Source organism: Massilia sp. BKSP1R2A-1 (assembly GCF_050586525.1).
Lineage (GTDB): Bacteria > Pseudomonadota > Gammaproteobacteria > Burkholderiales > Burkholderiaceae_D > Telluria.
Map to the genome: position 1 here is coordinate 128852 of NZ_JBOBRE010000002.1, position 21089 is coordinate 149940.

Consider the following 21089-nt stretch of genomic DNA (forward strand, 5'->3'; position numbering starts at 1 on the left):
TATACGCAAAGCGAAGCCAGCACGATGTCCAGCCTGCCCCAGCACCTCGACCTGCACCTGATCCGCATCCTCTACCTGCTGCTGGTGGAGAAGAACGTCTCGCGCGTGGCGCTCAAGCTGAACCAGCCGCAGCCCTCGATCTCGGCCTCCCTGCGCAAGCTGCGCGAACTGACCGGCGATCCGCTGCTGGTGCGCGGCGCGCGCGGCATGGTGCCGACCCAGCATGGCGAGACCCTGCTCAAACCCGCCAAGCGCATCCTCGACGAAGCCGAGGGCCTGTTCGTGAAGAAGTCGCCCTTCGTGCCGGAGGAGGCGACGCGCACCTTTCACATTGCCGCACCCGACTACCTCGACACCCAGTTCCTGCCGAATGTGGTGGCGGCGCTGCGCCGCGGTTCGCCCGGCAGCAAGGTGGTGTTCCACAGCCTGGGCCCGGGCCTGGACTACCTGCGCATGCTCTCCGACGGCGAGATGGACCTGGTGATCGCCAACTGGGACGAGCCGCCGGCCCACCTGCACATGTCCAAGCTCTTCGAGGACCCGATCATCTGCACCATGCGCGCCGACAGCCCCTATGCGCGGCGCACCGCCGCCGACGCCATGACGGTCGAGGACTACCTCTCGCTGCCGCACGTGGCGCCGTCCCAGATGCTGCCCGGCTACCACGGCGTGATCGACGCCTTCCTGGACCGCCAGGGCATGCAGCGCAAGGTGGCCGTGGAGTCGCCGTACTTCGGGGTGATTCCCTATATGCTGACCCAGAGCGACCTGGTACTGACCACCGGCCGCCAGTTCATCCGCTTCTACGAACGCACTCTGCCCCTGAAAAGCTTCACGGTGCCGGTCAAGTTCCCGCCGATGCGTTTCTACCAGCTGTGGCACCAGCGGGTGCACCAGTCGTCCGAACACAAATGGCTGCGCGACCAGGTCAGCAGCGCCGCGCGCGCCCTGGTCGCGAAGTAGGCGCAATACCCGCTATGCCCACGAGCGTATAAGCTGGGACGGTTGCAGGATTTATCATCCCGGGACTCCACGGAGGCAATCTTGAACACGACCACCCTGCCGGACCTGAACAGCTGCCCGCCCGCCGCCTTTGCCGACGCCCTGCGCGGCATCTACGAGCACTCGCCATGGATCGCCGAGCGCGCGGCCGCTTATCGTCCCTTCCCCAGCCTCGCCGCCCTCAGGCAGGCCTTGCAGGCCGTGGTGGCGCAAGCCTCGCAAGACGAGCAGCTGGCGCTGCTGCGCGCCCACCCGGAGCTGGCCGGCAAGGCCGCCATCGCGGGCGAACTCACGGCGGAGTCGACCGGCGAACAGGCGGCATCGGGCCTGGACCGCTGCAGTCCCGAGGAATATGCGCGGCTGCAGGAACTGAACGCGCAGTACGGGGAGAAATTTGGCTTCCCCTTCATCCTCGCGGTGAAGGGGCCGACCGGGCGCGGCCTGACCCGCAGCGCCATCATCGCCACCTTCGCGCGGCGCCTGGAAAACGGGATCGACCTCGAGATGCAGGAATGCCTGCGCCAGGTGCACCGCATCGCCGAGATCCGCCTGAACGTCCTGCTCGGCGTGGAACTGCGCTTCGGACCGCAGGTGATGGACTGGGCCGAAATCCTGGGCGCCATCAGCGACACCGACGAGGGCCTGACCTGCGCCTACATGACAGCGGCGCACCAGCGCACCGCCTCTCAACTGGCCGCGTGGATGCGCGCGGCCGGCATGGACACCCACATCGACGCGGTGGGCAACGTGGTCGGGCGCTACGCGGCGGCGCAGGCCGGCGCCAGGGTCCTGATGACCGGCTCGCACTACGACACCGTGCGCAACGGCGGCAAGTACGACGGCCGGCTCGGCATCCTGCTGCCGATCGCGCTGGCGCAGTACCTGAACGAACGCGGCGAGCGCCTGCCCTTCCACCTGGAAGTCGTCGGTTTCGCGGAAGAGGAAGGCGTACGCTTTCGCAGCACCTTCCTGGGAAGCAGCGCCATTACCGGACGCTTCGATTCGGCCCTCCTGGAGCAGCGCGACAGCGACGGCGTGTCCATACGCGCGGCATTGGAAGCAGCCGGCCATGATCCGTCCGCGATTCCCGCCCTTGCCCGCTCTCCGGATTCCCTCCTCGGCTTCGTCGAAGTCCATATCGAGCAGGGACCGGTGCTGCTGCAGCGCGGCCTGCCGGTCGGCGTGGTCACGGCGATCGCGGGCAGCTCGCGCTACCTGGTGGAACTGAGCGGCGTCGCCAGCCACGCCGGCACCACGCCCATGGACATGCGGCGCGACGCGGCGGCGGCCGCCGCCGAAATCGTGCTGCTGGTGGAAGCGCGCTGCAGCGGACGCGGGTCGCTCGTCGGCACCGTCGGCCAGCTCGAGGTGCCGCTTGGCTCGGTCAACGTGATCCCCGGACAGTGCCGGCTATCGCTCGACATCCGCGCGGCCAGCGACGAAGAGCGTCTCGCCGCGGTGGATGACATCCTGGCCGGCATATCCGCCATCTGCGCGCGCCGCGGCATCGGGGAAAAGCGGTGGAAGCTGGTGGAGGCCGACGCCGCCCCCTGCTCGCCGCGCCTGATGGACATGCTGGGCGCCGCCATCGAAGACGCCGGCCTGCCGCGCTTCGACCTGCTGTCCGGCGCCGGCCACGACGCGATGGAGATGGCGAAGATCACCGACGTGGCCATGCTGTTCACCCGCTGCGGTAACGGCGGCATCAGTCACAATCCGCTCGAGACGATGACGGCGGACGACGCGGAGGTGGCGGGCGAGGTGTTGCTCGGCCTCCTGCGCCGCATTCGGACATACGCATGACGAATGGCACATGCGGCGGACGCGCCGCTGAAAAAGACGCCCTTCCGCGCTTCTACGCCGGCGTGGCGACGGGCCATGCCGGCTTCTCCGGAACGACCGGCAAGCATGCATTCGACCAGCGCCTGTTCGGCACCGCCAACGAACCGCGCCTGCAAGGGCGGGCGCTCTACCTGGCAGCGAAGGGCACGGTGGCGGTGAGCGAGCGGGTCCGCGCCGTCCTTCAGGGCATCGAGCCGGCGCTGATCTAGCCGGGCCAGGTCACTCCTTTTTCGTTTCGAGACGCAGGATCGCCAGGATCGCCAGCGCGAACAGGGCGCTGAGCACCGCGGTCGCCTCGCGCCCCATGCCGGCCGCGATGCCGATCGCCGCGGTCAGCCACACGCTGGCGGCCGTGGTGACGCCCTTGATGTCGTCCTTCTGGGTGTGCTTGAGGATGGCGCCCGCGCCGATGAAGCCGATGCCGGCGGTGACGCCCTGCAGCACGCGCGAGAGGTCGCCGATTTCCATCCCGGCCTGCAGCGGAATCAGCACGAAGAGTGCGGAACCGAGCGAAACCAGCATATGGGTGCGCAGGCCGGCGGAAGCGCCGACCGATTCGCGTTCATAGCCGAGCAGGGCGCCCAGCGCCACTGCCACCAGCAGGCGCAGCACGATGCGGGTGATGTCCTCGACGCTGCCCACGTCCGCGAATTCCTGCTGTATCGTCGCCCAACTCCTCTCGATCCACACCTTGCGCGCCCTCCCGATGGTTTTTCGGGATGATGCCATTTCGACAGGAAAGGTGTCGCCACGCTCGGCAGTTCAGCTCACGCTACCTGCCCGTTCCAGCATCGCATGCAGCAGCACGTTGCAGCCGGCCTCCAGGTGGTCCGGCCGCGCGTCCTCGATCTCGTTGTGGCTGATGCCGTCCTTGCAGGGCACGAAGATCATGCCAGCAGGGGCGACGCGCGCCGCGTAGATGGCGTCGTGGCCGGCGCCGGACACCACGTCCGTGCTCGAGTAACCCAGCTTTTCGGTGGCGGCCCGCACGGCGTTGACGCAATCCGGGTGGAAGGGGCATGGCGGGTAGTAGGACACACGCTCCACCTCGATGGCCAGGCCGCTTTTCTCACGCGTCTGCGCGACGAAGGCCAGCATCTCTTCGTGCATCGTGTTCAGGAGCGCGTCGCTCACATTGCGCAGGTCGATGCTGAACTTGACCTGGCCCGGGATCACGTTGCGGCTGTTCGGGAACACCTGCACCATGCCCACCGTCCCGCGGCCGTAAGGCGGATAGCGGTTCGCGATCCCGACGACTTCCTGCATGATGGTGGTGGCCACCTGCAGCGCATCGCGGCGCAGGCCCATCGGGGTCGGGCCGGCATGCGCTTCCATGCCGCTGACGGTGCAGTCGTACCAGGACAGGCCCATCACGGCCGGCACCACGCCGATCACCTTGTCCGCGTCTTCCAGCACGGGGCCCTGCTCGATGTGGGTCTCGAAGTAGGCGCCGATCGGGTGGCGGCCCGGCACCTCGTCGCCGAGGTAGCCGATGCGCTCCAGTTCCTCGCGCACGCTCTTGCCCTCGACGTCGCGGGCGCTATACGCCGTCTCCAGGCTGAAGGCGCCGCAGAACACGCCGGAACCCATCATCACCGGCACGAAGCGCGAACCCTCTTCATTGGTCCAGAAGGCGACTTCGATCGGCGCCTCGGTCTGGATGCCCCGGTCGTTCAGTGTCCGCACCACCTCCAGGCCGGCCAGCACGCCGTAGTTGCCGTCGAACTTGCCGCCGGTCGGCTGGGTGTCGACGTGGCTGCCGGTGACGATGGGGAACAGGGCCGGATTGCGCCCTTCGCGGCGCATGAAGACGTTGCCGATCTGGTCGATCGTGACCTCCATGCCCGCTTCGCGTCCCCAGCGCACCACCAGGTCGCGGCCCTGGCGGTCGAGGTCCGTCAGGGCCAGGCGCTTGACGCCGCCCTTCTCGGTGGCGCCGATGGCGGCGAGGTCCATCAGCGACTTCCACAGGCGCTCGCCATTGATGCGCAGGTCACTCATGCTCGCTCTCCTCAGGCAACGGTGGCGGTGAAGGCGGGTCGCTCGATGTAGCGCCCGGCCCCGGTTTCGGCGCGCAGCTCGCCGCGTTCGAACACCAGCTTGCCGGCGGCGACCGTATGGGTCGGGATGCCGCGCACGGTGCGGCCCTCGAAGACGTTGAAGCCGCCTTTCGAGAACTGGGTCCTGGCGGAGATGGTGCGGGTGCCGCTCGGGTCCCAGACCACCAGGTCGGCGTCCGCGCCCACCGCGACGACACCCTTGCGCGGGTAGATGTTGAAGATCTGCGCCGCATTGGTCGAGGTGACGCGCACGAATTCCGAGGGCGTGAGCAGGCCGCTGTTCACGCCGGCGTCCCAGACCACGGCCATGCGCTCTTCCACGCCGCCGCAGCCGTTAGGTATCTTCGTGAAATCGTCCTTGCCGGCTGCTTTCTGCTCGGCGCAGAAGGTGCAGTGGTCGGTGGCCGTGGTGTGCAGGTTCCCGCCCTGCAGGCCCTGCCACAGCGCCTGCTGGTGGTGGCTGCTGCGAAACGGCGGGCTCATGACGTGGCCGCGCGCGACATCCGGGTCCGGGTGGCGGTAGACGCTGTCGTCGATGACGAGGTGGCCGGCCAGCGCCTCGCCGTACACGCGCTGGCCCTTCGCCCGGGCCCGCGTAATGGCCTCCAGGGACTCGGCGCAGGACACGTGCACGATGTAGACCGGCGTACCCAGCACGCCCGCAATCGCGATCGCCCGGTTGGCCGCTTCCGCCTCGACTTCCGGCGGGCGCGAGAGCGGGTGCGCCTCGGCGCCGCGGATGCCCTTCTTCAGGAGTTCCTGCTGCAGCTGGTAGACCAGTTCGCCATTCTCCGCATGCACGGTGGGGATGGCGCCCAGTTCCAGCGCGCGGCGGAAGCTGTTCACCAGCGTCTCGTCGTCGGCCATGATGGCGTTTTTATAGGCCATGAAGTGCTTGAAGCTGTTGACGCCGTGTTCGCGCACCAGCACGCCCATCTCTTCATGCACCGATTGGTCCCACCACGTGACGGCGACGTGGAAGGTATAGTCGGCGGCCGACTTCCTCGCCCAGCCGCGCCAGGTGTGGAAGGCCTCCAGCAGGGACTGCTTCGGGTCGGGAATGACGAAATCCATGATGGTCGTGGTGCCGCCCGCCAGGCCGGCCGCCGTGCCGGTGTAGAAGTCGTCCATGGTGACCGTGCCCATGAAGGGCAGCTGCATGTGGGTGTGGGTATCGATCCCGCCCGGCATCACGTACTGCCCGCCGGCGTCGATGATCGTGGCGTTGGCGGGGACGTCGAGGTTTTCCCCGACCGCCACCACCTTGTCGTTCGAGAACAGCACGTCGGCGCGGAATGCGCGGTCCGCGTTCACCACGGTGCCGCCACGGATCATCGTCGTCATCAGCTTCTCCTTGGGTTCTAGGTATGCTTCGGCGCCAGCGCCGCTACGCGCTGGCCTTTCATCATGGCGCCGTAGATCACGGCCGCGATGGCCAGGCCCACGAACCATGCGTAGGTGTAGATGGTCTTGAAGGTCTCACCAACGTCCGGGAAGGCGGACGGGAAGGCCGCATTCATGAAGCCCGGGATGTTGGGCAGCACGCCGGCCACGAACGCCACGATGGCGGCCGGGTTCCAGCCGCCGCGGTAGGCGTAGATACCGTCGTCGCGGTAAAGCTGGGCGACGTCGAGCCGGGTCCGGCGCACCAGGTAGTAGTCGACCATCAGGATGCCGGCGATGGGCCCCAGCAGCGCGGAGTAGCCGACCAGCCAGGTGAAGATGTAGTTCTGGGTCGACTCCAGGATCTTCCAGGGCATCATCGCCAGCGCGATGCCGGCGGTGATGTATCCGCCGGTGCGGTAGGAGATGCGTTTCGGCGACAGCGCCGAGAAGTCGTAGGCCGGGCCGACCAGGTTGGCGGCCAGGTTGACGCTGGCGGTGTCGATCAGCAGGATGATCAGCGCCACCAGCACGGCGATGCCGGTCATGCGGCTGGCCACGTCGACCGGGTCCCACAGCGCCTTGCCGTACAGGACGATGGTGGCCGAGGTGACCGTCACGGCCAGGGCCGCGAGCAGGGCCATGGGCAGCGGCAGGCCGAGGGTCTGGCCGACCACCTGGTCGCGCTGGGTGGTGGCGAAGCGGGTGAAGTCGGGAATGTTCAGCGCCAGCGTGGCCCAGTAGCCGATCATGGCCGTGAGCGAAGGCCAGAACACGGCCCAGAACAGGCCGGCCTTCGGACCGCCCTCGACGAACTGAGAGGGCTGGTCCAGCAGCGGGCCGAATCCGCCGACCTTGTCGTACACCCACCAGAGCAGCAGGAAGCAGATCGCGATTTTCAAAGGTGCGGTATAGGTTTCCAGCTTCCTGATCGACTCCATGCCGTGCACGATGAAGTACATCTGGATCGCCCAGAAGCCCAGGAAGCAGGCCAGCTGGCCGAGGTTGATGCCCAGTCCCGGCAGCTTGTCGCCGCCGATCGGGGCGCCCAGCAGGACGCCCAGCAGCGTATAGATCATGCTGCCGCCGAACCAGGTCTGGATGCCGTACCAGCCGCAGGCGACGATCGCACGCATGAAGGCGGGCAGGCGCGCGCCGCGGGTGCCGAAGGAGGCGCGCGCCAGCACCGCGTAGGGGATGCCGTACTTGGTGCCGGCGTGGCCGATCAGGAGCATCGGCGCCAGCACGATCACGTTGGCGAAGAATACCGTGAGCACCGCCTGCCAGGCCGACATGCCGCTTTCGATCAGGCTGGCCGCCAGCATGTAGGCGGGAATGCTGATCACCATGCCGACCCAGAGGGCGGCGAAATGGTACCAGCGCCAGGTGCGCTGCTCCAGCGTGGTCGGGGCCAGGTCGTGGTTCCAGAGTTCGGGGCTGGCGTTGTTATTGGTGGTCACGGTCGGACTCTCCTCGTCGGTGGCAAGATGTGCGACCGAGTGTAGCGCAATCGTATGGACGGATGCGCGGTGTTCGTAGGGTGGGCGGTCCCTGCCCACGCGTTCAACGGACGATTACAAACCACGGAGCAGGCCAGGACACGTAGTTTGAACGCGTGGGCGGAGGACCGCCCACCCTACGCGGCAACCTCTGCTCTTGGATTGCGCGGATCCTGCGTCCAGTTCATGTAGGGCTTGCCGCTGTCCTGCGGCACCATGGTGATGCAGCTCTCCACCGGACAGGTGATCTCGCACAGGTTGCAGCCCACGCATTCCTCGCGGATCACCTCGAAGCGCCGGGTTCCCGCCTCGTCCACGGCGCGCGCGATGGCCTGGTGCGAGGTATCTTCGCAGGCCACGTAGCACTTGCCGCACTTGATGCACTTGTCCTGGTCGATGTGGGCGATCACCTGGTAATTCATGTCCAGGTACTTCCAGTCGGTGGTATTGCGCACGGCCTTGCGGGAAAACGCGGCGATGTCGGCGTAGCCCTGCGTGTCCATCCAGCGCGACAGGCCGTCCTTCATCTCTTCGACGATGCGGAAACCGTGCAGCATGGCGGCCGTGCACACCTGCACGCAGCCGGCGCCCAGGGCGATGAACTCGGCCGCGTCGCGCCAGTTGCCGATGCCGCCGATGCCGGAGATCGGCAAACGGGACGTCGTGGGATCGCGTGCGATCTCGGCCACCATGTTCAGGGCGATCGGCTTGACCGCCGAGCCGCAGTAGCCGCCGTGGGTGCTGGCGCCGCCCACGATGGGGTGGGCCACCATGCGGTCGAGGTCCAGGTGGGTGATCGAGTTCACCGTGTTGATGAGCGAGACCGCATCCGCCCCGCCGGCGAGCGCGGCGCGCGCGGGATGGCGCACGTCGGTGATGTTCGGGGTCAGCTTGACGATGACGGGCAGCCGGGTGTGCTTCTTGCACCAGCTGGTTACCATTTGCACGTATTCCGGCACCTGGCCGACGGCCGCACCCATGCCGCGCTCGGGCATGCCGTGCGGGCAGCCGAAATTCAGTTCGATGCCGTCGGCGCCGGTGGCCTCGACCAGCGGCAGGATCGCCGCCCAGGGCGCTTCCTCGCAGGGCAGCATCAGGGACACGATCATGGCGCGGTCCGGCCAGTCCTTCTTGACCTGGGTGATTTCGCGCAGGTTGATCTCCAGGCTGCGGTCGGTGATCAGCTCGATGTTATTGAAGCCGATGACCTCGCGGTTCTTGCCGTAGTGGGCCGAGTAGCGCGAGGAGACGTTTACCGCCGGCGGGTCTTCGCCAAGGGTCTTCCACACCACCCCGCCCCATCCCGCCTCGAAGGCGCGCACGACGTTGTAGGCCTTGTCGGTCGGTGGCGCGGAGGCCAGCCAGAAGGGATTCGGGCTCTTGATGCCGCAGAAATCGATGCTCAGGTCGGCCATGCTGCCTCCGGGTTGATGTCGGTTCGTGCCTGGATGTCGTCGTGGATGGCGAGAGCCGCCAGCTTGCCGTGCTGGACGGCCTGCACCGTCAGGTCCTGCCCCGGTGCGACGCAGTCGCCGCCCGCATAGATGCCAGGGATCGCCGTACGAAAGTGGGCGTCGACCCGGATCCGGTCGCCCTCGCGGGCCAGGGCGTCACCGAGCCCGTCCTCGCACATGCCCTGGCCGATGGCCTTGAACACGGCGTCGGCCGCGATCTCGACGTAGCCTCCGGTACGCACCAGCCGCCCTTCTTCCATGCGGGTCTGCTCGAAGCGCATGCCGGCCACCCTGCCTTCCGCGTCGAGCAATACCTCGAGCGGCGCGGCCCAGGTGCGGATGCGCACAAAATTGGCCTTGGCGATCTCGATCTCGTGGCCGGTCGCGCTCATCGATTCCAGGCCGCGGCGGTAGACCAGGGTGACGTCCTCCGCCCCCAGGCGCTTGATCTGCACCGCCATGTCGACCGCAGTGTTGCCGGCGCCGATGACGATGGCGCGCCGTGGCACCGGCAGCCGGGACAGGTCGCCGGCCTGGCGCAGCGCGGCGATGTAGTCGATCGCGGCCACCAGGCCGGGCGCGTCCTCGCCCGTCAGGCCGAGGGCCCGGCTGGCGGCCAGGCCGATGCCCAGGAAGACCGCGTCGAAGCGGGTGTGCAGCTCGGCCAGGCTGAGGTTCTCGCCCAGCCGGCGGCCGTGCTCGATGTGGATGCCGCCGATGGCCATCAGGAAGTCGACTTCCTGCTGCGCGAAGTCGCCGGGCAGCTTGTACTTGGCGATGCCGTATTCGTTCAGGCCACCGGCCTTTTCGCGCGCCTCGTAGACGACCACGTCGTTGCCCAGCATGGCCAGGCGGTGCGCGCAGGACAGGCCGGCCGGTCCCGCGCCGACCACGGCGATGGTCCGCCCTGTGGAAGGTGCGCGTTCGAAAGGATGGCCTGCGAAACGTGCATTGTCGATGGCATAGCGCTGCAGCAGGCCGATGCGCACGGGCTCGCGCTCGGCCGGGTTGTTGCGCACGCAGGATTGCTCGCACAGGATCTCGGTGGGACAGACGCGGGCGCAGCTGCCCCCAAAAATGTTCGCCTTCAGGATGCCGTAGGCGGCGCCGTCGATGTTCTGGTCCTGGATGTTGCGGATGAAGCCTGCCACGTCGATGCCGGTCGGGCAGGCGTTCATGCAGGGCGCGTCATAACAATAGAGGCAGCGCGCCGCCTCGAGCGCCGCCTGGCGCGCCGTCAAGGGCGGCGCCAGGTCGGTGAATTGCGCGGCCAGTTCGCCGTTCGAACCCGCCGCCGGCGGCAGGTGCTGGAGTGACTCAATCATGTGCATCCCTTCTTGTTGTGAGACGACGAACCTGCTGCGCAAACGCTACTTCATCTGGGGGAAGGCGAACTGCGGCCCGCTGCTGGCGGTGTCAGGCCAGCGCTCCATCACCGCCTTGTGGCGGGTGTAGAAACGCACCCCTTCCGGCCCGTAGGCATGGTGATCGCCGAACAGGCTGCGCTTCCAGCCGCCGAAGCTGTTGAAGGCCATCGGCACCGGCAGCGGCACGTTCACGCCCACCATGCCGACCTCGATCTGGCGCACGAACTCGCGCGCAACGCCGCCGTCGCGGGTGAAGATGGCGACGCCGTTGCCGTATTCGTTGGCGTTGATGAGTTCCACCGCGCGGCCCACGTCCGGCAGGCGCACCACGCACAGCACCGGGCCGAAGATCTCTTCCCGGTAGATCGCCATGTCGGGGGTGACGTGGTCGAACAGGGTGCCGCCGACGAAGAAGCCATTCGGACTCTCGTCCACGCGGTAGTCGCGCCCGTCCACGACGAGCGTGGCGCCCTGCTCCACGCCCTGGCCGATCAGGCGCTCGATGCGCTCCTTGGCGGCGCGCGTGACCACCGGGCCCATCTCCATGCCGGCCGCCATGCCGTCGCCGATCTTGAGCGTCGCGGTGCGTTCGGCCAGGCTGGCAACCAGCTTGTCGCCGGCATCGCCGATGGCCACCGCCACCGAGATCGCCATGCAGCGTTCGCCGGCCGAACCGTAGGCGGCGCCGATCAGGGCGTCGACCGCCATGCCCATGTCGGCGTCCGGCATCACGACCATGTGGTTCTTGGCGCCGCCCAGGGCCTGCACGCGCTTGCCCGCGGCCGAGCCCTTGGCATAGATGGTTTCGGCGATCGGCGTGGAGCCGACGAAGCTGATGGCCTGGATGTCGCGGTGTTCGAGCAGCGCGTCGACCGCCACCTTGTCGCCCTGGACCACATTGAACACGCCATCCGGCAGGCCGGCTTCCTGCAGCAGGCGCGCATGCAGGAGGGAGGCGGACGGGTCGCGCTCGGAGGGTTTGAGTAGGAAGGTGTTCCCGCAGGCGATCGCGACCGGGAACATCCACATCGGCACCATCACCGGGAAGTTGAACGGCGTGATGCCGGCCACCACACCGAGCGGCTGGCGCATCGACCAGGCGTCGATGCCGCGCGCGATCTGGTCGGTGAATTCGCCCTTGAGCATTTGCGGGATGCCGACCGCGAACTCGACCACCTCGATGCCGCGTGCGACTTCGCCCTGGGCATCCGCGAAGGTCTTGCCGTGCTCGCGCACCACCATGGCCGCGAATTCATCGACGTGCTGCTGGCACAGCTGCAGGTATTTGAACAGGACGCGGGCGCGCGCCAGCGGGGGCGTCGCGGCCCAGGCCGGAAAGGCGGCCAGCGCGCTTTGTACCGCCGCGTCGACGTCGCGCGGCTCGGCCAGGGCGACTTTCGCGCAGGGCTCGCCGCGTGCGGGGTTGTAGACGTCCGCCAGGCGCGTGCCTTCCGCGTGCGCCAGTTGGCCGTTGATGAAATGCGAGATGAGTTCCATTGATTCAATCCAGGTTTTTCAGTACGTTGGCGAGTTTGCCGAACAGTTCGTCGATGTGCTGCCGGTCGAGGATGAGCGGCGGCGACAGGGCGATGATGTCGCCCGTCACGCGGATCAGGATGCCGTCGGCGAAAGCCTGCTTGAAGGCGGCGTAGGCGCGCGCGCCCGGCTTGCCCGCGATGGGCTCGAGTTCGATGCCGGCCACCAGGCCGATCGAGCGCAGGTCGATCACGTGCGGCAGGCCGCGCAGCGAATGCAGCGCATCCTCGAAATAGGCCTGCATCGCCCTGGCGTTCTCGATGACGCCCTGTTCGCGGAAGACCTGCAAGGTGGCGATGCCGGCCGCGCAGGCCAGCGGGTGGCCGGAATAGGTATAGCCATGGAACAGCTCGATGCCCGGCGGCGCGTCCATGAGGGCGTCGTGGATGAAGCGCTTGGAGAACACGGCGCCCATCGGCACCACGCCATTGGTGAGGCCCTTCGCGGTGGTCATCATGTCCGGCTCGACGCCGAAATAGTCGCTCGCGAAAGGCGTGGTCAGGCGGCCGAAGCCGGTGATGACTTCGTCGAAGATCAGCAGGATGCCGTGCTTGTCGCAGATTTCGCGCAGGCGCTTGAGGTAGCCCTTGGGCGGCACCAGCACGCCGGTGGAACCCGACACCGGTTCGATGATCACCGCCGCGATCGTCGACGCGTCGTGCAGGGTGACGAGGCGTTCCAGCTCGTCGGCCAGCTCGGCGCCGAAGTCCGGCTCGCCTCGCGAGAAGGCGTTTTTCAGCAGGTTGTGCGTGTGCGGCAGGTGGTCGACGCCCGGCAGCAGCGGGCCGAAGCTCTTGCGGTTGTTGCCGATGCCGCCCACCGACAGGCCGCCGAAGCCGACACCGTGATAGCCGCGCTCGCGGCCGATCAGGCGGGTGCGCCCGCCCTCGCCGCGCGCCCTGTGGTAGGCCAGCGCCATCTTGAGGGCCGTGTCCACCGCTTCGGAGCCGGAGTTCGTATAGAAGACGTGGCCGAATTTATGGCCGGTGTAATCCATCAGCTGCTCGGCCAGGTCGAATGCGGCCGGGTGACCCATCTGGAAGGTGGGCGCGAAATCCAGCTGGCCGACCATCTCGCTGACCGCCTGGGTGATGCGCGGCTGGGCATGGCCGCAAGGAACGCACCAGAGGCCGGCCGTGCCATCGAGGATGCGGTTGCCGTCGACGTCCTTGTAGTACATCCCCTCGGCGGACACGAGCAGGCGCGGGCTGGCCTTGAAATCCCGGTTATTGGTGAAAGGCATCCAGAATGCGGACATCGAGCTGGGCCTGGATTCGTTCATGCGTCTCTCCTTGCCATGGCGGCGAAAATTTTTTACCAGTTGGCAAAATATTGATCAATAATAGTCAGCAAGGCAACACCGGCACAGATACACCAGAGTAAAAACAGGCCAACCGTACAGGCAGCCCGACCTGCACAGTTGCAGCCCTTTGGCGCGGAGCGGTGACGATGGAACAAGCTGTGTTGACAGAAGAGTTTCCTTGCGAAATGCCGACGGTGGCGCCCGATAGCGCTGCCGTCCACTCCTGGCCGCTGCTCGCCATCGACAGGAGCAAACGTGGCAGCCTGGTCGACCAGATCGTCGGGGCCATCTCGACGATGGTAAACGAGCGCCAGCTCGGTTCCGGCACGAAAATGCCTTCAGTTAGACAATTCGCAAAGTGCAATGGCGTCAGCACATTCACGGTTGTCGAAGCCTATGAACGGCTGCACCAGCTGGGCCTGCTCTCCTCGCGGCGCGGCGCCGGCTTCTTCGTCGCCCGCAGCCTGCCCCAGGCAGCCTGCCCGACCCTGGCAGCGCCCAGCCTGCAGTCCGAGATCGACGCCCTGGCACCGGACCTGTATTCCGGCCAGTCGGACGCCCTGCCGGTCGGCGCCGGCTGGCTGCCGCCGGAGTGGTATGGCGACAACACCCTGCTGGACGCGGTGCGCCACGCCATGAAGATCCCGGCCGGCCGCCTGCGCGGTTACGGCCACCCGCTCGGCCTGCCCGCCCTGCGCCAGCACCTCGCCGCCACCCTGGGCGCGGAGCTCTTTCCCGTCGACCCGGACCAGGTGCTGCTGACCCACGGTGCGACCCACGCCTTCGACCTCATCCTGCGCACCCTGGCGCGGCCGGGCGACGTGGTGCTGGTCGAAGACCCGGGCTACAGCAACCTGCTGTCCCTGATCCGCCACCACGGTTGCGTCCCGGTCGGCATTCGCCGCGGCGAAGCGGGCCTGGACATGGACGAGCTGGCGCGCCAGGCCGCCGTACTCCAGCCGAAGCTCATGTTCGTTAACACGGTGCTGCAGAATCCCCTCGGCACGTCGCTCAGCCAGGCCCAGGCCCACCGCCTGCTCGCGCTGGCCGAGCAGTTCGACTTCTGGCTGGTGGAGGACGATATCTACCGCGAGCTGGCCCTGCCTGCGGAAGCTTCGCTGGCCGCGATGGACGGCCTGCGCCGGGTGATCCGGGTCGGCAGCTTTTCCAAGACCCTGTCGCCGGTGCTGCGCGTCGGCTCCCTGTGCGCCTCCCGCTCGCTGGTGCCGGAATTGCTGCGCGTGAAGATGCTGGCGGGCCTGACGACCTCGGAGATCAACGAGCGCGCCGTATTCGAAGCCACCAGCACCCGCAGCTACCGGCGCATGGTGGCGCGCCTCGCGGCCCGCCTCGACGCCGCGCGCGACGAATCCCTGGACGCCCTGCGCGACGCCGGCCTGCGCCCGCTGGCCCGGCCGCGCGGCGGCATGTTCGTCAGCGCCGGCTGGGATGGCCCGCCAGGGCCGGGACGCAGCGCCCGCACCATCGCCGACGCCGCGCTCAAGGCCGGCATCCTGCTCGCGCCCGGCGAGTTCTTCACCCAGCGCACGCCGGAGCGCATCTGGTTCCGCTTCAACGTGGCGTACGCCGCCGACCCGCAACTGCTGGCCTTCCTGCGCGCACAGCGCTAGGAGAACAATATGGACATCCAGGCCCTCCCAAGCAAGCGCGACAAGGTCGAGACCGCCATCCTGCAGGCCGCCACGCGCCTGTTCGCCGAATGCGGCTTCGAGGGCACGACCATCGCCGCGGTGGCGCAAGCGGCCGGCATCTCGAAGCAGAACCTGCTCTACTACTTTCCGACCAAGCCCAGCCTCTACCAGCGCGTGCTCGACGACGTGCTGGACGACTGGCTCGCCCGCATGGAGCACCTGGCCGACAGCGCGGGCGAGCCGGGCGAGGTGCTGCGCGCCTACGTCCGCGCCAAGCTGCGCTTTTCACGCGAACAGCCCTGGGCCTCGCGCGTGTATGCGATGGAGGTGATCGGCGGCGCCAAGTTCTACGGCGAGCAGATCCGCGCCCGCGTGGTGCCGCTGCTGCGCCGGGACATCGCCGTGTTCGAGCGCTGGATGGCGGACGGGCGCATTGCGCGCGTGAACGCGACCCATCTGCTGTTCGCGCTGTGGGCCATGACCCAGTCCTACGCCGACTTCGCGGCCCAGATGGCCCTGGTCCTGGGCCGGCCGGAACTGACGGGCGCGGACTTCGAGGATGCCGAGCAACTGGTCGGCGAACTGGTGGTCCGGGCTGTTACTTCCGTCGCCTAGGACAGTCCGGCAGCAAGGTGTTACCATGCTTTTATAACAACAGGTCTTGTCATGTGCAGCCCATGTCCAATTACGCAACTCCCATCCTGACGACCGACCGCCTCACCCTGCGCCCGTTCACCCTGGACGATGCGCCGGACCTGCTGGCCGTGTTCTCCGACCCCGCCGTGATGCATTACTGGAGCTCCGAGCCCTGGACCTCGGTGCGCGACGCCGAGACCATGATCGAACAGGCGCTTGCGAGCTACCGCGAGCAGTCCGAGGTACGCTTCGGCATCGAACTGGCCGCCACCGGCCAGCTGATCGGCGCCCTCAACCTGCACCGCTTCTTCCCGAAAAACCGCCGTTGCGAAATCGGCTACGCCCTCGGCAGCGCGCACTGGGGCAAGGGCTACGCCAGCGAAGCGTTGGCCACCGGCATCGACTACGCCTTCCACGAGCTGCGCCTGAACCGCATCGAGGCCGACATCGACCCGCGCAATACCGCGTCGCCGCCCTGCTGGAACGGCTGGGCTTTCGCAAGGAAGGCTATATGCCGGAGCGCTGGTTCGTGCACGGCGAGATGGCCGACACGGTCAATTACGGCCTGCTGCGCCGCTACTGGGACGAGCGCAAGCAAGCGCTCCTTCCCGCCTATCCGTCCTCTTGACCGCTAAACCCGGGAATCCGACCATTCGTCGGATGACCGTGGCGCGCGCGGCGCCACCGTCCTACAGTAGCGCCATCACCTCTACCAAAGGACATACCGCATGAAAACCGCCACCCGTTCCGCTTTCCGCTCTTTTGTGGCCGACATGGAAGACATCGGCCGCAAGTGCAACCGCGCCGTGCGCTCGGGCGCCCGCACCCTGGCCGCCCTGCCCTGGCCGGCCCTGCTGGCCGTGTCGATCGTGCTGGCCTGCCTGATGACCATCGTGCCGCTGGCGCTGACCCTGTTCGTCGGCTTCCTGCTGCTGAAATTCGTCGCTGCCGCCCTGTTCGGCCGCCGTCCGCAACAGATCGTGGAGTAAATCATGGCCGCCGCTCCGATCAACCGCGCAATCGACTTCGTGCGCGAAGCCGTCAACGAAGCCAGCGTCCTGTGGTGGCGCTTCTTCGACTGGCTGGCCCTGGTCGAGTGGCGCCAGCTGTACATGACCTGGTTCCTGGTCTTCGTGTTCGGCATCCTGCTCAACCTGACCGAGCCGGCCGTCTGGTTCATCCTGATCTCCTTCGGCGTCAAGGTGTTGGCCGGCGGCAAGCGCCGCGCCGAACTCACCGCCCAGGAAGCAGCGGACAAGGCCAACGTCGCCACGCTCGAGCGGCGCCTGATGGAGGCGCAGATGGCGACCCTGCAGGCCCAGGTCGAACCGCACTTCCTGTTCAACACCCTGGCCCTGATCGGCCAGCTGATCGAGACCGACCCGAAGGAGGCGGCGCGCGTGCACGCCCACCTGATCGAATACCTGCGCTCCTCGCTGCCGCAGATGCGCGCAGGTGGCGGCGGCACCCTCGGCAAGCAGGTCGAGCTGTCGCGCGCCTACCTGGCGATCATGCAGGCGCGCATGAAGGAACGCCTGGCGGTGCGCTTCGAGGTGCCGGACTTCCTCGGCAGCGCGCCCTTCCCGCCGATGATGCTGCAGACCCTGATCGAGAACGCGATCAAGCATGGCCTCGAGCCGAAGGTGGCGGGCGGCACCATTACCGTGCGCGGCCATGTGGTCGGCGCCACCCTGCACGTCGACGTCTGCGACGATGGCGTCGGCATCGACCTGCACGCCGACGAGGGCGTGGGCCTGGCCAACATCCGCGAACGCCTGGCCCTGCTGTACGGGAAGGATGCCGAGCTGGTGATCGAGATGCCGCCTGGCGGCGGCGCCTGCGCATCGATCCGCCTGCCCTACCGGATGACGGAGTTCGACTGATGCCCGCTGCTACGCTAACCGCACTGATCGCCGACGACGAGGCGCCGCTGCGCGAACAGCTGCGTACGCGCCTGCTTGAGGCCTGGCCCGAGCTGCGCATCGTGGCCGAGGCGGCCAACGGCGCCGAAGCGGTTGCCCTGGCCGCCGAGCACAAGCCGGATATCGTGTTCCTGGATATCCGCATGCCCGGCATGGGCGGCATCGATGCGGCGCGCCAGCTCTACGACCGCTGCCACATCGTGTTCGCCACCGCCTACGACCAGTACGCGCTGGACGCGTTCGAGCAGGGCGCCATCGACTACCTGTTGAAACCGGTAACGCCGGCACGCCTGCAGACCACCTGCGAGCGCCTGCGCAAGCGCCTCGCCGGCAATGCGGCGGCGCCCCAGGACATCGGCGCGCAACTGGCCGAGCTGGGGGCTCTGCTCAAGGGAGGCAGCGCCGCCGCCAAACCGAACTACCTGCGCTGGATCCAGGCCCAGGTCGGTGGCAGCCTGCGCATGGTCAGCACCCGCGAAATCCTGTTCTTCCAGGCCGACGACAAGTACACCTGCGTACAGACCGCCGGCACCCAGCTCCTGATCCGCAAGACCCTCAAGGAGCTGGCGGACGAGCTGGACCCGGACGAGTTCTGGCGCATCCACCGCTCGACCCTGGTGCGGGTGGACGCCATCCTCGAGGTCACGCGCGACCTGCGCGGACGGCAGATGGTCAAGCTGCGCAACTACCCGGAACTGCTGGAGGTAAGCCGGAACCACGGCTACCTGTTCCAGCAGATGTGAGTGTCTCTTAGCCGAACAGGCCCTCGTCGGAACCGTCGCCGTCGAAGAAGCCGCCCGGGCCGTCGAGGCCTCCTCCTTCGTCCAGCAGGTTGTTGGACTCGCCGATGTCGTTGATGCCGGCCTGGTCGGCCAGTGCGCCGCCGGACTGGTCGTTATCCGACAGCAGGTGGCTGGCGTTGCCGCCGGCATCGTGGTCGTGGAACAGGTTGTCGAGGCCGTGGAAGAGGAAACTGCCTGCCGCCACGCCGGCCGCGGTTGCCGCGATCGAGCCGAGCAAGCCGCCGCCTCCACCGCCGCGCAGGAAACCGCTGCCGCTGCGGTTGGAGAAGCTCGGGAGGGCGTGCTGCCAGGACATGTGCTGGGATTGGTGGTGTTGCGGCGCATGGGAGCGGTGGCGGTTGCCCCAGCTGTTCGGATCGAGGAAGCCACCGCCGCTGCGTTGCTGCTTGTCCAGTTGGCTTTCCAGCATGGCGATGCGCGACCTGGCGGCGTCGAGGGCCTGCTCCATCAGCAGGGCGCGCTGGACCAGCAGGTAGGCGGCGTCGGGCTGCTGGGCGACGGCGCGCTGGATCAGGGAATCGGCTTCGGGGTCTTTCTGGATGCCGCTGGCCTGGACCAGTTGGCCGAGGAAGTCATGCAGTTTTTGGGTATCGGATGGGCTCATGGTGATGCTCCTCATCGTGGATGTGATTAACCCTGCATGTTGTGCGTCTAGCCACGATTTCAAGCACCTCGACAGGCATGCAGTCGGCAATCACCATGGTGCGGCCACTGCGCGAGATACCACTGGGTTCGCTGCCATGCTCGAAGAAGTAGAACAGCCGTATCGAGGATGTCGAAGACGTTATATCCTTGAAAACACGGCTCTCCATACCGGTATCGCAGGCAAGGTCCAGCATGGCTTCCTCCATTCAGGCAACGCTGATTCCTATGATTACATGGGCGAAATGTTCTGGCGTATTTGACCAGCGTCACTTTATTTAATTGAAGCAAGGATCATTCGGAAATTTCCGAAGATTGCCAGCGCGGTGGTCCGAACGCGGCCGACCTCTGTTCCGCCCTTATGCGCCAGGCTGCCGGACAAGGGGCGCCCTCCATCCCCAGCGCCGCAGGCCGTGCCCCTTGAGCGCATAGAACAGGATCAGGCCATAGCACGGCAGCATCACGGCATACGCCGTTTGCGCATGGGCAGCATCCGAGAAGTGGCCATAGAGCATGGGCAGCAGCGCACCGCCCGCCACGCCCATCACCAGGAGGGCCGATCCCGCGGCCGTGTACTTGCCCAATCCCTCCAGCGCCAGCGGCCAGATCGCCGGCCACACCAGCGCATTGGCAAAGCCCAGCAGCGCCAGGTACAGCACCGTGTCCGGTACGGCGGGCACGCCCAGCCATCCCAGCAGGACCCGGGCCAGGCCGTCATCGATGGACGAACCGAACAGCACGCCGCAAGTGAACAGGAGTCCGAGCAGGGCCGACAGCATCAGGGCGGTCTTTTGCGCCAGCAGGCGCGGAATGGCGACGGTCCCCACCAGGTAGCCGAGCACCATGAAGGCCATGGTGTAGGACGTCAGCACGCCGAAGTTCTGCACGTTCAGCTGCTGGCCGTAGAGCCCGATGGTATCCCCCGCGATGACTTCCACACCGACGTACGCGAAGAGGGCCAGCGCGCCAAGCACCAGTTGGGGAAACTGCAGCACACCGAAGCGGCGTACGGCAAGGTCGCCCGCATCCTTCTCCGGCGTGATCTCGCGCAGTGTCGAGAAGTGCACGATGACCATGACCAGCAACAGGCCTGCGGCCATGACCACGTAGGGGAATACCAGCCGCTCGGCGAGCTGGGCGCGCAGGGCTTCCTTCCGGGCCGCGCCCATGGCCTCGAGCGCCACGTCCGAGACATTGCCGACGTCCGAGAGCATCAACGATGCGAACAGAAGCGGCACGACGACGCCGGCGCCCTTGTTGAACAGTCCCATGATGCTGATGCGCATGGCGGCGCTCTCGCGCGAACCGATGCAGACCAGGTAGGGATTGACGGCGGTCTGCATGAGCGTGGCGCCGGTCGCCAGGGTGAACAGGGCCAGCAGGAACAGCGGATAGGCGGCGCTGCGGGCCGCTGGAATGAAGAGCAAGGCGCCGGCGGCCATGACGCCCAGGCCGATGGTCATGCCGTGCTTGTAGCCGACCCTGTCCAGCACCGCGGCCGACGGCAGGGCCATCACCGTGTAGGCGATGTAGAAGGCAAAGGTGACGAACAGGGCCTGGAAATTACTGAGGTCGCAGACGATCTTCAGGTAGGGAATCAGGGAGCCATTGAGCCACGTAACGAAGCCCAGGATGAAGAACAGCATGCCAACAAAACACATGGCGACGACCACTTCACGCGTCGATGCACTGGCCGAATCTGAATCGAGTCGCTTCATGGACATCCCAACGATGAATGCAATCCGCCTGGTCGTAAAAAACCCCCGGGTCCCGGTAACAAGACTCGGGGGAACTCACAGAGGAGAGACTGTGAGCGTTCGAACCGCCGTCGCCGGCAGGCAGACTGAAGCCGGCAATTCATGGTACCAGAACAAAAAGTTATAAACCACTGGTACTTACCAATTTGCTCGCCAGCGCTCTCCAAAGACCAGCTCCGGTCCCATTCCATCTGCATGAAAGGACACGCACATGCGCTTCAATCCTCAGTG

The 21089-nt window shown here is 67.0% G+C and carries 20 protein-coding genes; 10 read left to right on the plus strand and 10 right to left on the minus strand.

Annotated elements, in window-relative coordinates:
* Window positions 1–24 precede the first annotated feature (24 nt).
* The 3 genes from ACQ7JA_RS03860 to ACQ7JA_RS03870 all read left to right on the plus strand — a co-directional run bounded on the left by ACQ7JA_RS03860 (window position 25) and on the right by ACQ7JA_RS03870 (window position 3053).
* On the plus strand, window positions 25–963 hold the full coding sequence (locus tag ACQ7JA_RS03860) for a LysR substrate-binding domain-containing protein (protein ID WP_430894690.1): 939 nt from the start codon (window positions 25–27) through the stop codon (window positions 961–963).
* An 81-nt stretch (window positions 964–1044) separates the two neighbouring features.
* Window positions 1045–2805: an allantoate amidohydrolase gene (locus ACQ7JA_RS03865; protein ID WP_430894692.1), complete on the plus strand. Its 1761-nt coding sequence runs from the start codon at window positions 1045–1047 to the stop codon at window positions 2803–2805.
* Window positions 2802–3053, plus strand: coding sequence for a hypothetical protein (locus ACQ7JA_RS03870; protein WP_430894694.1), 252 nt, complete (start codon window positions 2802–2804; stop codon window positions 3051–3053). Before ACQ7JA_RS03865 ends, ACQ7JA_RS03870 begins: the two co-directional genes overlap by 4 nt.
* 10 nt (window positions 3054–3063) lie before the next feature.
* Here the strand turns inward: ACQ7JA_RS03870 and ACQ7JA_RS03875 are convergent, their stop codons facing one another.
* From ACQ7JA_RS03875 to ACQ7JA_RS03910, 8 genes are all read right to left on the minus strand, one after another.
* Window positions 3064–3573, minus strand: a complete 510-nt coding sequence (locus ACQ7JA_RS03875; RefSeq protein ID WP_430894696.1) for an MgtC/SapB family protein — start codon at window positions 3571–3573, stop codon at window positions 3064–3066.
* A 33-nt stretch (window positions 3574–3606) separates the two neighbouring features.
* Complete coding sequence (locus tag ACQ7JA_RS03880; RefSeq protein WP_430894698.1) at window positions 3607–4845, minus strand: Zn-dependent hydrolase; 1239 nt, start codon at window positions 4843–4845, stop codon at window positions 3607–3609.
* A gap of 11 nt (window positions 4846–4856) precedes the next feature.
* The gene (hydA, locus tag ACQ7JA_RS03885) at window positions 4857–6248 is read right to left on the minus strand and encodes a dihydropyrimidinase (protein WP_430894700.1); all 1392 of its coding nucleotides are present in this window, start codon (window positions 6246–6248) and stop codon (window positions 4857–4859) included.
* A gap of 17 nt (window positions 6249–6265) precedes the next feature.
* Window positions 6266–7747 carry an NCS1 family nucleobase:cation symporter-1 gene (locus tag ACQ7JA_RS03890; RefSeq protein WP_430894702.1) on the minus strand — a complete coding sequence of 494 codons (1482 nt, stop codon included), beginning with the start codon at window positions 7745–7747 and terminating at the stop codon, window positions 6266–6268.
* 176 nt (window positions 7748–7923) lie between these two features.
* Window positions 7924–9201, minus strand: coding sequence for an NAD-dependent dihydropyrimidine dehydrogenase subunit PreA (preA, locus tag ACQ7JA_RS03895; protein WP_430894704.1), 1278 nt, complete (start codon window positions 9199–9201; stop codon window positions 7924–7926).
* A complete protein-coding gene (locus ACQ7JA_RS03900) occupies window positions 9189–10565 on the minus strand; it encodes an NAD(P)-dependent oxidoreductase (protein WP_430894706.1) in 1377 nt (458 codons plus the stop codon). The genes preA and ACQ7JA_RS03900 overlap by 13 nt, the downstream gene beginning before the upstream one ends.
* A 45-nt stretch (window positions 10566–10610) precedes the next feature.
* On the minus strand, window positions 10611–12104 hold the full coding sequence (locus tag ACQ7JA_RS03905; protein ID WP_430894708.1) for a CoA-acylating methylmalonate-semialdehyde dehydrogenase: 1494 nt from the start codon (window positions 12102–12104) through the stop codon (window positions 10611–10613).
* A 4-nt stretch (window positions 12105–12108) separates the two neighbouring features.
* On the minus strand, window positions 12109–13425 hold the full coding sequence (locus ACQ7JA_RS03910; RefSeq protein ID WP_430894710.1) for an aspartate aminotransferase family protein: 1317 nt from the start codon (window positions 13423–13425) through the stop codon (window positions 12109–12111).
* 206 nt (window positions 13426–13631) lie between these two features.
* On the opposite strand from ACQ7JA_RS03910, the gene ACQ7JA_RS03915 reads away from it, so the two are divergent.
* The 6 genes from ACQ7JA_RS03915 to ACQ7JA_RS03940 all read left to right on the plus strand — a co-directional run bounded on the left by ACQ7JA_RS03915 (window position 13632) and on the right by ACQ7JA_RS03940 (window position 18399).
* Window positions 13632–15077 carry a PLP-dependent aminotransferase family protein gene (locus ACQ7JA_RS03915; RefSeq protein WP_430895397.1) on the plus strand — a complete coding sequence of 482 codons (1446 nt, stop codon included), beginning with the start codon at window positions 13632–13634 and terminating at the stop codon, window positions 15075–15077.
* 9 nt (window positions 15078–15086) lie between these two features.
* Entirely contained in the window at window positions 15087–15713 is a 627-nt protein-coding gene (locus tag ACQ7JA_RS03920; protein ID WP_430894712.1) for a TetR/AcrR family transcriptional regulator, read from the plus strand.
* Window positions 15714–15775: 62 nt separating this feature from the next.
* Window positions 15776–16369: a GNAT family N-acetyltransferase gene (locus ACQ7JA_RS03925; RefSeq protein WP_430894714.1), complete on the plus strand. Its 594-nt coding sequence runs from the start codon at window positions 15776–15778 to the stop codon at window positions 16367–16369.
* A 93-nt stretch (window positions 16370–16462) separates the two neighbouring features.
* The gene (locus tag ACQ7JA_RS03930; protein WP_430894716.1) at window positions 16463–16723 is read left to right on the plus strand and encodes a hypothetical protein; all 261 of its coding nucleotides are present in this window, start codon (window positions 16463–16465) and stop codon (window positions 16721–16723) included.
* A 3-nt stretch (window positions 16724–16726) separates the two neighbouring features.
* On the plus strand, window positions 16727–17617 hold the full coding sequence (locus tag ACQ7JA_RS03935) for a sensor histidine kinase (RefSeq protein WP_430894718.1): 891 nt from the start codon (window positions 16727–16729) through the stop codon (window positions 17615–17617).
* Window positions 17617–18399 (plus strand): LytR/AlgR family response regulator transcription factor, encoded by a 783-nt coding sequence (locus ACQ7JA_RS03940; protein ID WP_430894720.1) that lies wholly within the window; start codon window positions 17617–17619, stop codon window positions 18397–18399. The genes ACQ7JA_RS03935 and ACQ7JA_RS03940 overlap by 1 nt, the downstream gene beginning before the upstream one ends.
* Before the next feature lie 7 nt (window positions 18400–18406).
* On the opposite strand, the gene ACQ7JA_RS03945 is transcribed toward ACQ7JA_RS03940, so the two are convergent.
* On the minus strand, window positions 18407–19063 hold the full coding sequence (locus tag ACQ7JA_RS03945) for a DUF2076 domain-containing protein (RefSeq protein WP_430894722.1): 657 nt from the start codon (window positions 19061–19063) through the stop codon (window positions 18407–18409).
* On the opposite strand from ACQ7JA_RS03945, the gene ACQ7JA_RS03950 reads away from it, so the two are divergent.
* Window positions 19062–19364 (plus strand): hypothetical protein, encoded by a 303-nt coding sequence (locus ACQ7JA_RS03950; RefSeq protein ID WP_430894724.1) that lies wholly within the window; start codon window positions 19062–19064, stop codon window positions 19362–19364. The two genes, ACQ7JA_RS03945 and ACQ7JA_RS03950, sit on opposite strands and share 2 nt — an antisense overlap.
* 96 nt (window positions 19365–19460) lie before the next feature.
* On the opposite strand, the gene ACQ7JA_RS03955 is transcribed toward ACQ7JA_RS03950, so the two are convergent.
* A complete protein-coding gene (locus ACQ7JA_RS03955) occupies window positions 19461–20819 on the minus strand; it encodes a sugar MFS transporter (RefSeq protein ID WP_430894726.1) in 1359 nt (452 codons plus the stop codon).
* Between the last annotated feature and the right edge of the window lie 270 nt (window positions 20820–21089).

Coding starts and splice junctions, on each gene's coding strand:
- ACQ7JA_RS03860 (WP_430894690.1), top strand. CDS start 25: ATGTCCAGCCTGCCCCAGCACCTCGACCTGCACCTGATCCGCATCCTC.
- ACQ7JA_RS03870 (WP_430894694.1), top strand. CDS start 2,802: ATGACGAATGGCACATGCGGCGGACGCGCCGCTGAAAAAGACGCCCTT.
- ACQ7JA_RS03875 (WP_430894696.1), bottom strand. CDS start 3,573: ATGGCATCATCCCGAAAAACCATCGGGAGGGCGCGCAAGGTGTGGATC.
- ACQ7JA_RS03880 (WP_430894698.1), bottom strand. CDS start 4,845: ATGAGTGACCTGCGCATCAATGGCGAGCGCCTGTGGAAGTCGCTGATG.
- hydA (WP_430894700.1), bottom strand. CDS start 6,248: ATGACGACGATGATCCGTGGCGGCACCGTGGTGAACGCGGACCGCGCA.
- preA (WP_430894704.1), bottom strand. CDS start 9,201: ATGGCCGACCTGAGCATCGATTTCTGCGGCATCAAGAGCCCGAATCCC.
- ACQ7JA_RS03900 (WP_430894706.1), bottom strand. CDS start 10,565: ATGATTGAGTCACTCCAGCACCTGCCGCCGGCGGCGGGTTCGAACGGC.
- ACQ7JA_RS03905 (WP_430894708.1), bottom strand. CDS start 12,104: ATGGAACTCATCTCGCATTTCATCAACGGCCAACTGGCGCACGCGGAA.
- ACQ7JA_RS03910 (WP_430894710.1), bottom strand. CDS start 13,425: ATGAACGAATCCAGGCCCAGCTCGATGTCCGCATTCTGGATGCCTTTC.
- ACQ7JA_RS03915 (WP_430895397.1), top strand. CDS start 13,632: ATGCCGACGGTGGCGCCCGATAGCGCTGCCGTCCACTCCTGGCCGCTG.
- ACQ7JA_RS03920 (WP_430894712.1), top strand. CDS start 15,087: ATGGACATCCAGGCCCTCCCAAGCAAGCGCGACAAGGTCGAGACCGCC.
- ACQ7JA_RS03925 (WP_430894714.1), top strand. CDS start 15,776: ATGTCCAATTACGCAACTCCCATCCTGACGACCGACCGCCTCACCCTG.
- ACQ7JA_RS03930 (WP_430894716.1), top strand. CDS start 16,463: ATGAAAACCGCCACCCGTTCCGCTTTCCGCTCTTTTGTGGCCGACATG.
- ACQ7JA_RS03935 (WP_430894718.1), top strand. CDS start 16,727: ATGGCCGCCGCTCCGATCAACCGCGCAATCGACTTCGTGCGCGAAGCC.
- ACQ7JA_RS03940 (WP_430894720.1), top strand. CDS start 17,617: ATGCCCGCTGCTACGCTAACCGCACTGATCGCCGACGACGAGGCGCCG.
- ACQ7JA_RS03950 (WP_430894724.1), top strand. CDS start 19,062: ATGGTGATGCTCCTCATCGTGGATGTGATTAACCCTGCATGTTGTGCG.
- ACQ7JA_RS03945 (WP_430894722.1), bottom strand. CDS start 19,063: ATGAGCCCATCCGATACCCAAAAACTGCATGACTTCCTCGGCCAACTG.
- ACQ7JA_RS03955 (WP_430894726.1), bottom strand. CDS start 20,819: ATGAAGCGACTCGATTCAGATTCGGCCAGTGCATCGACGCGTGAAGTG.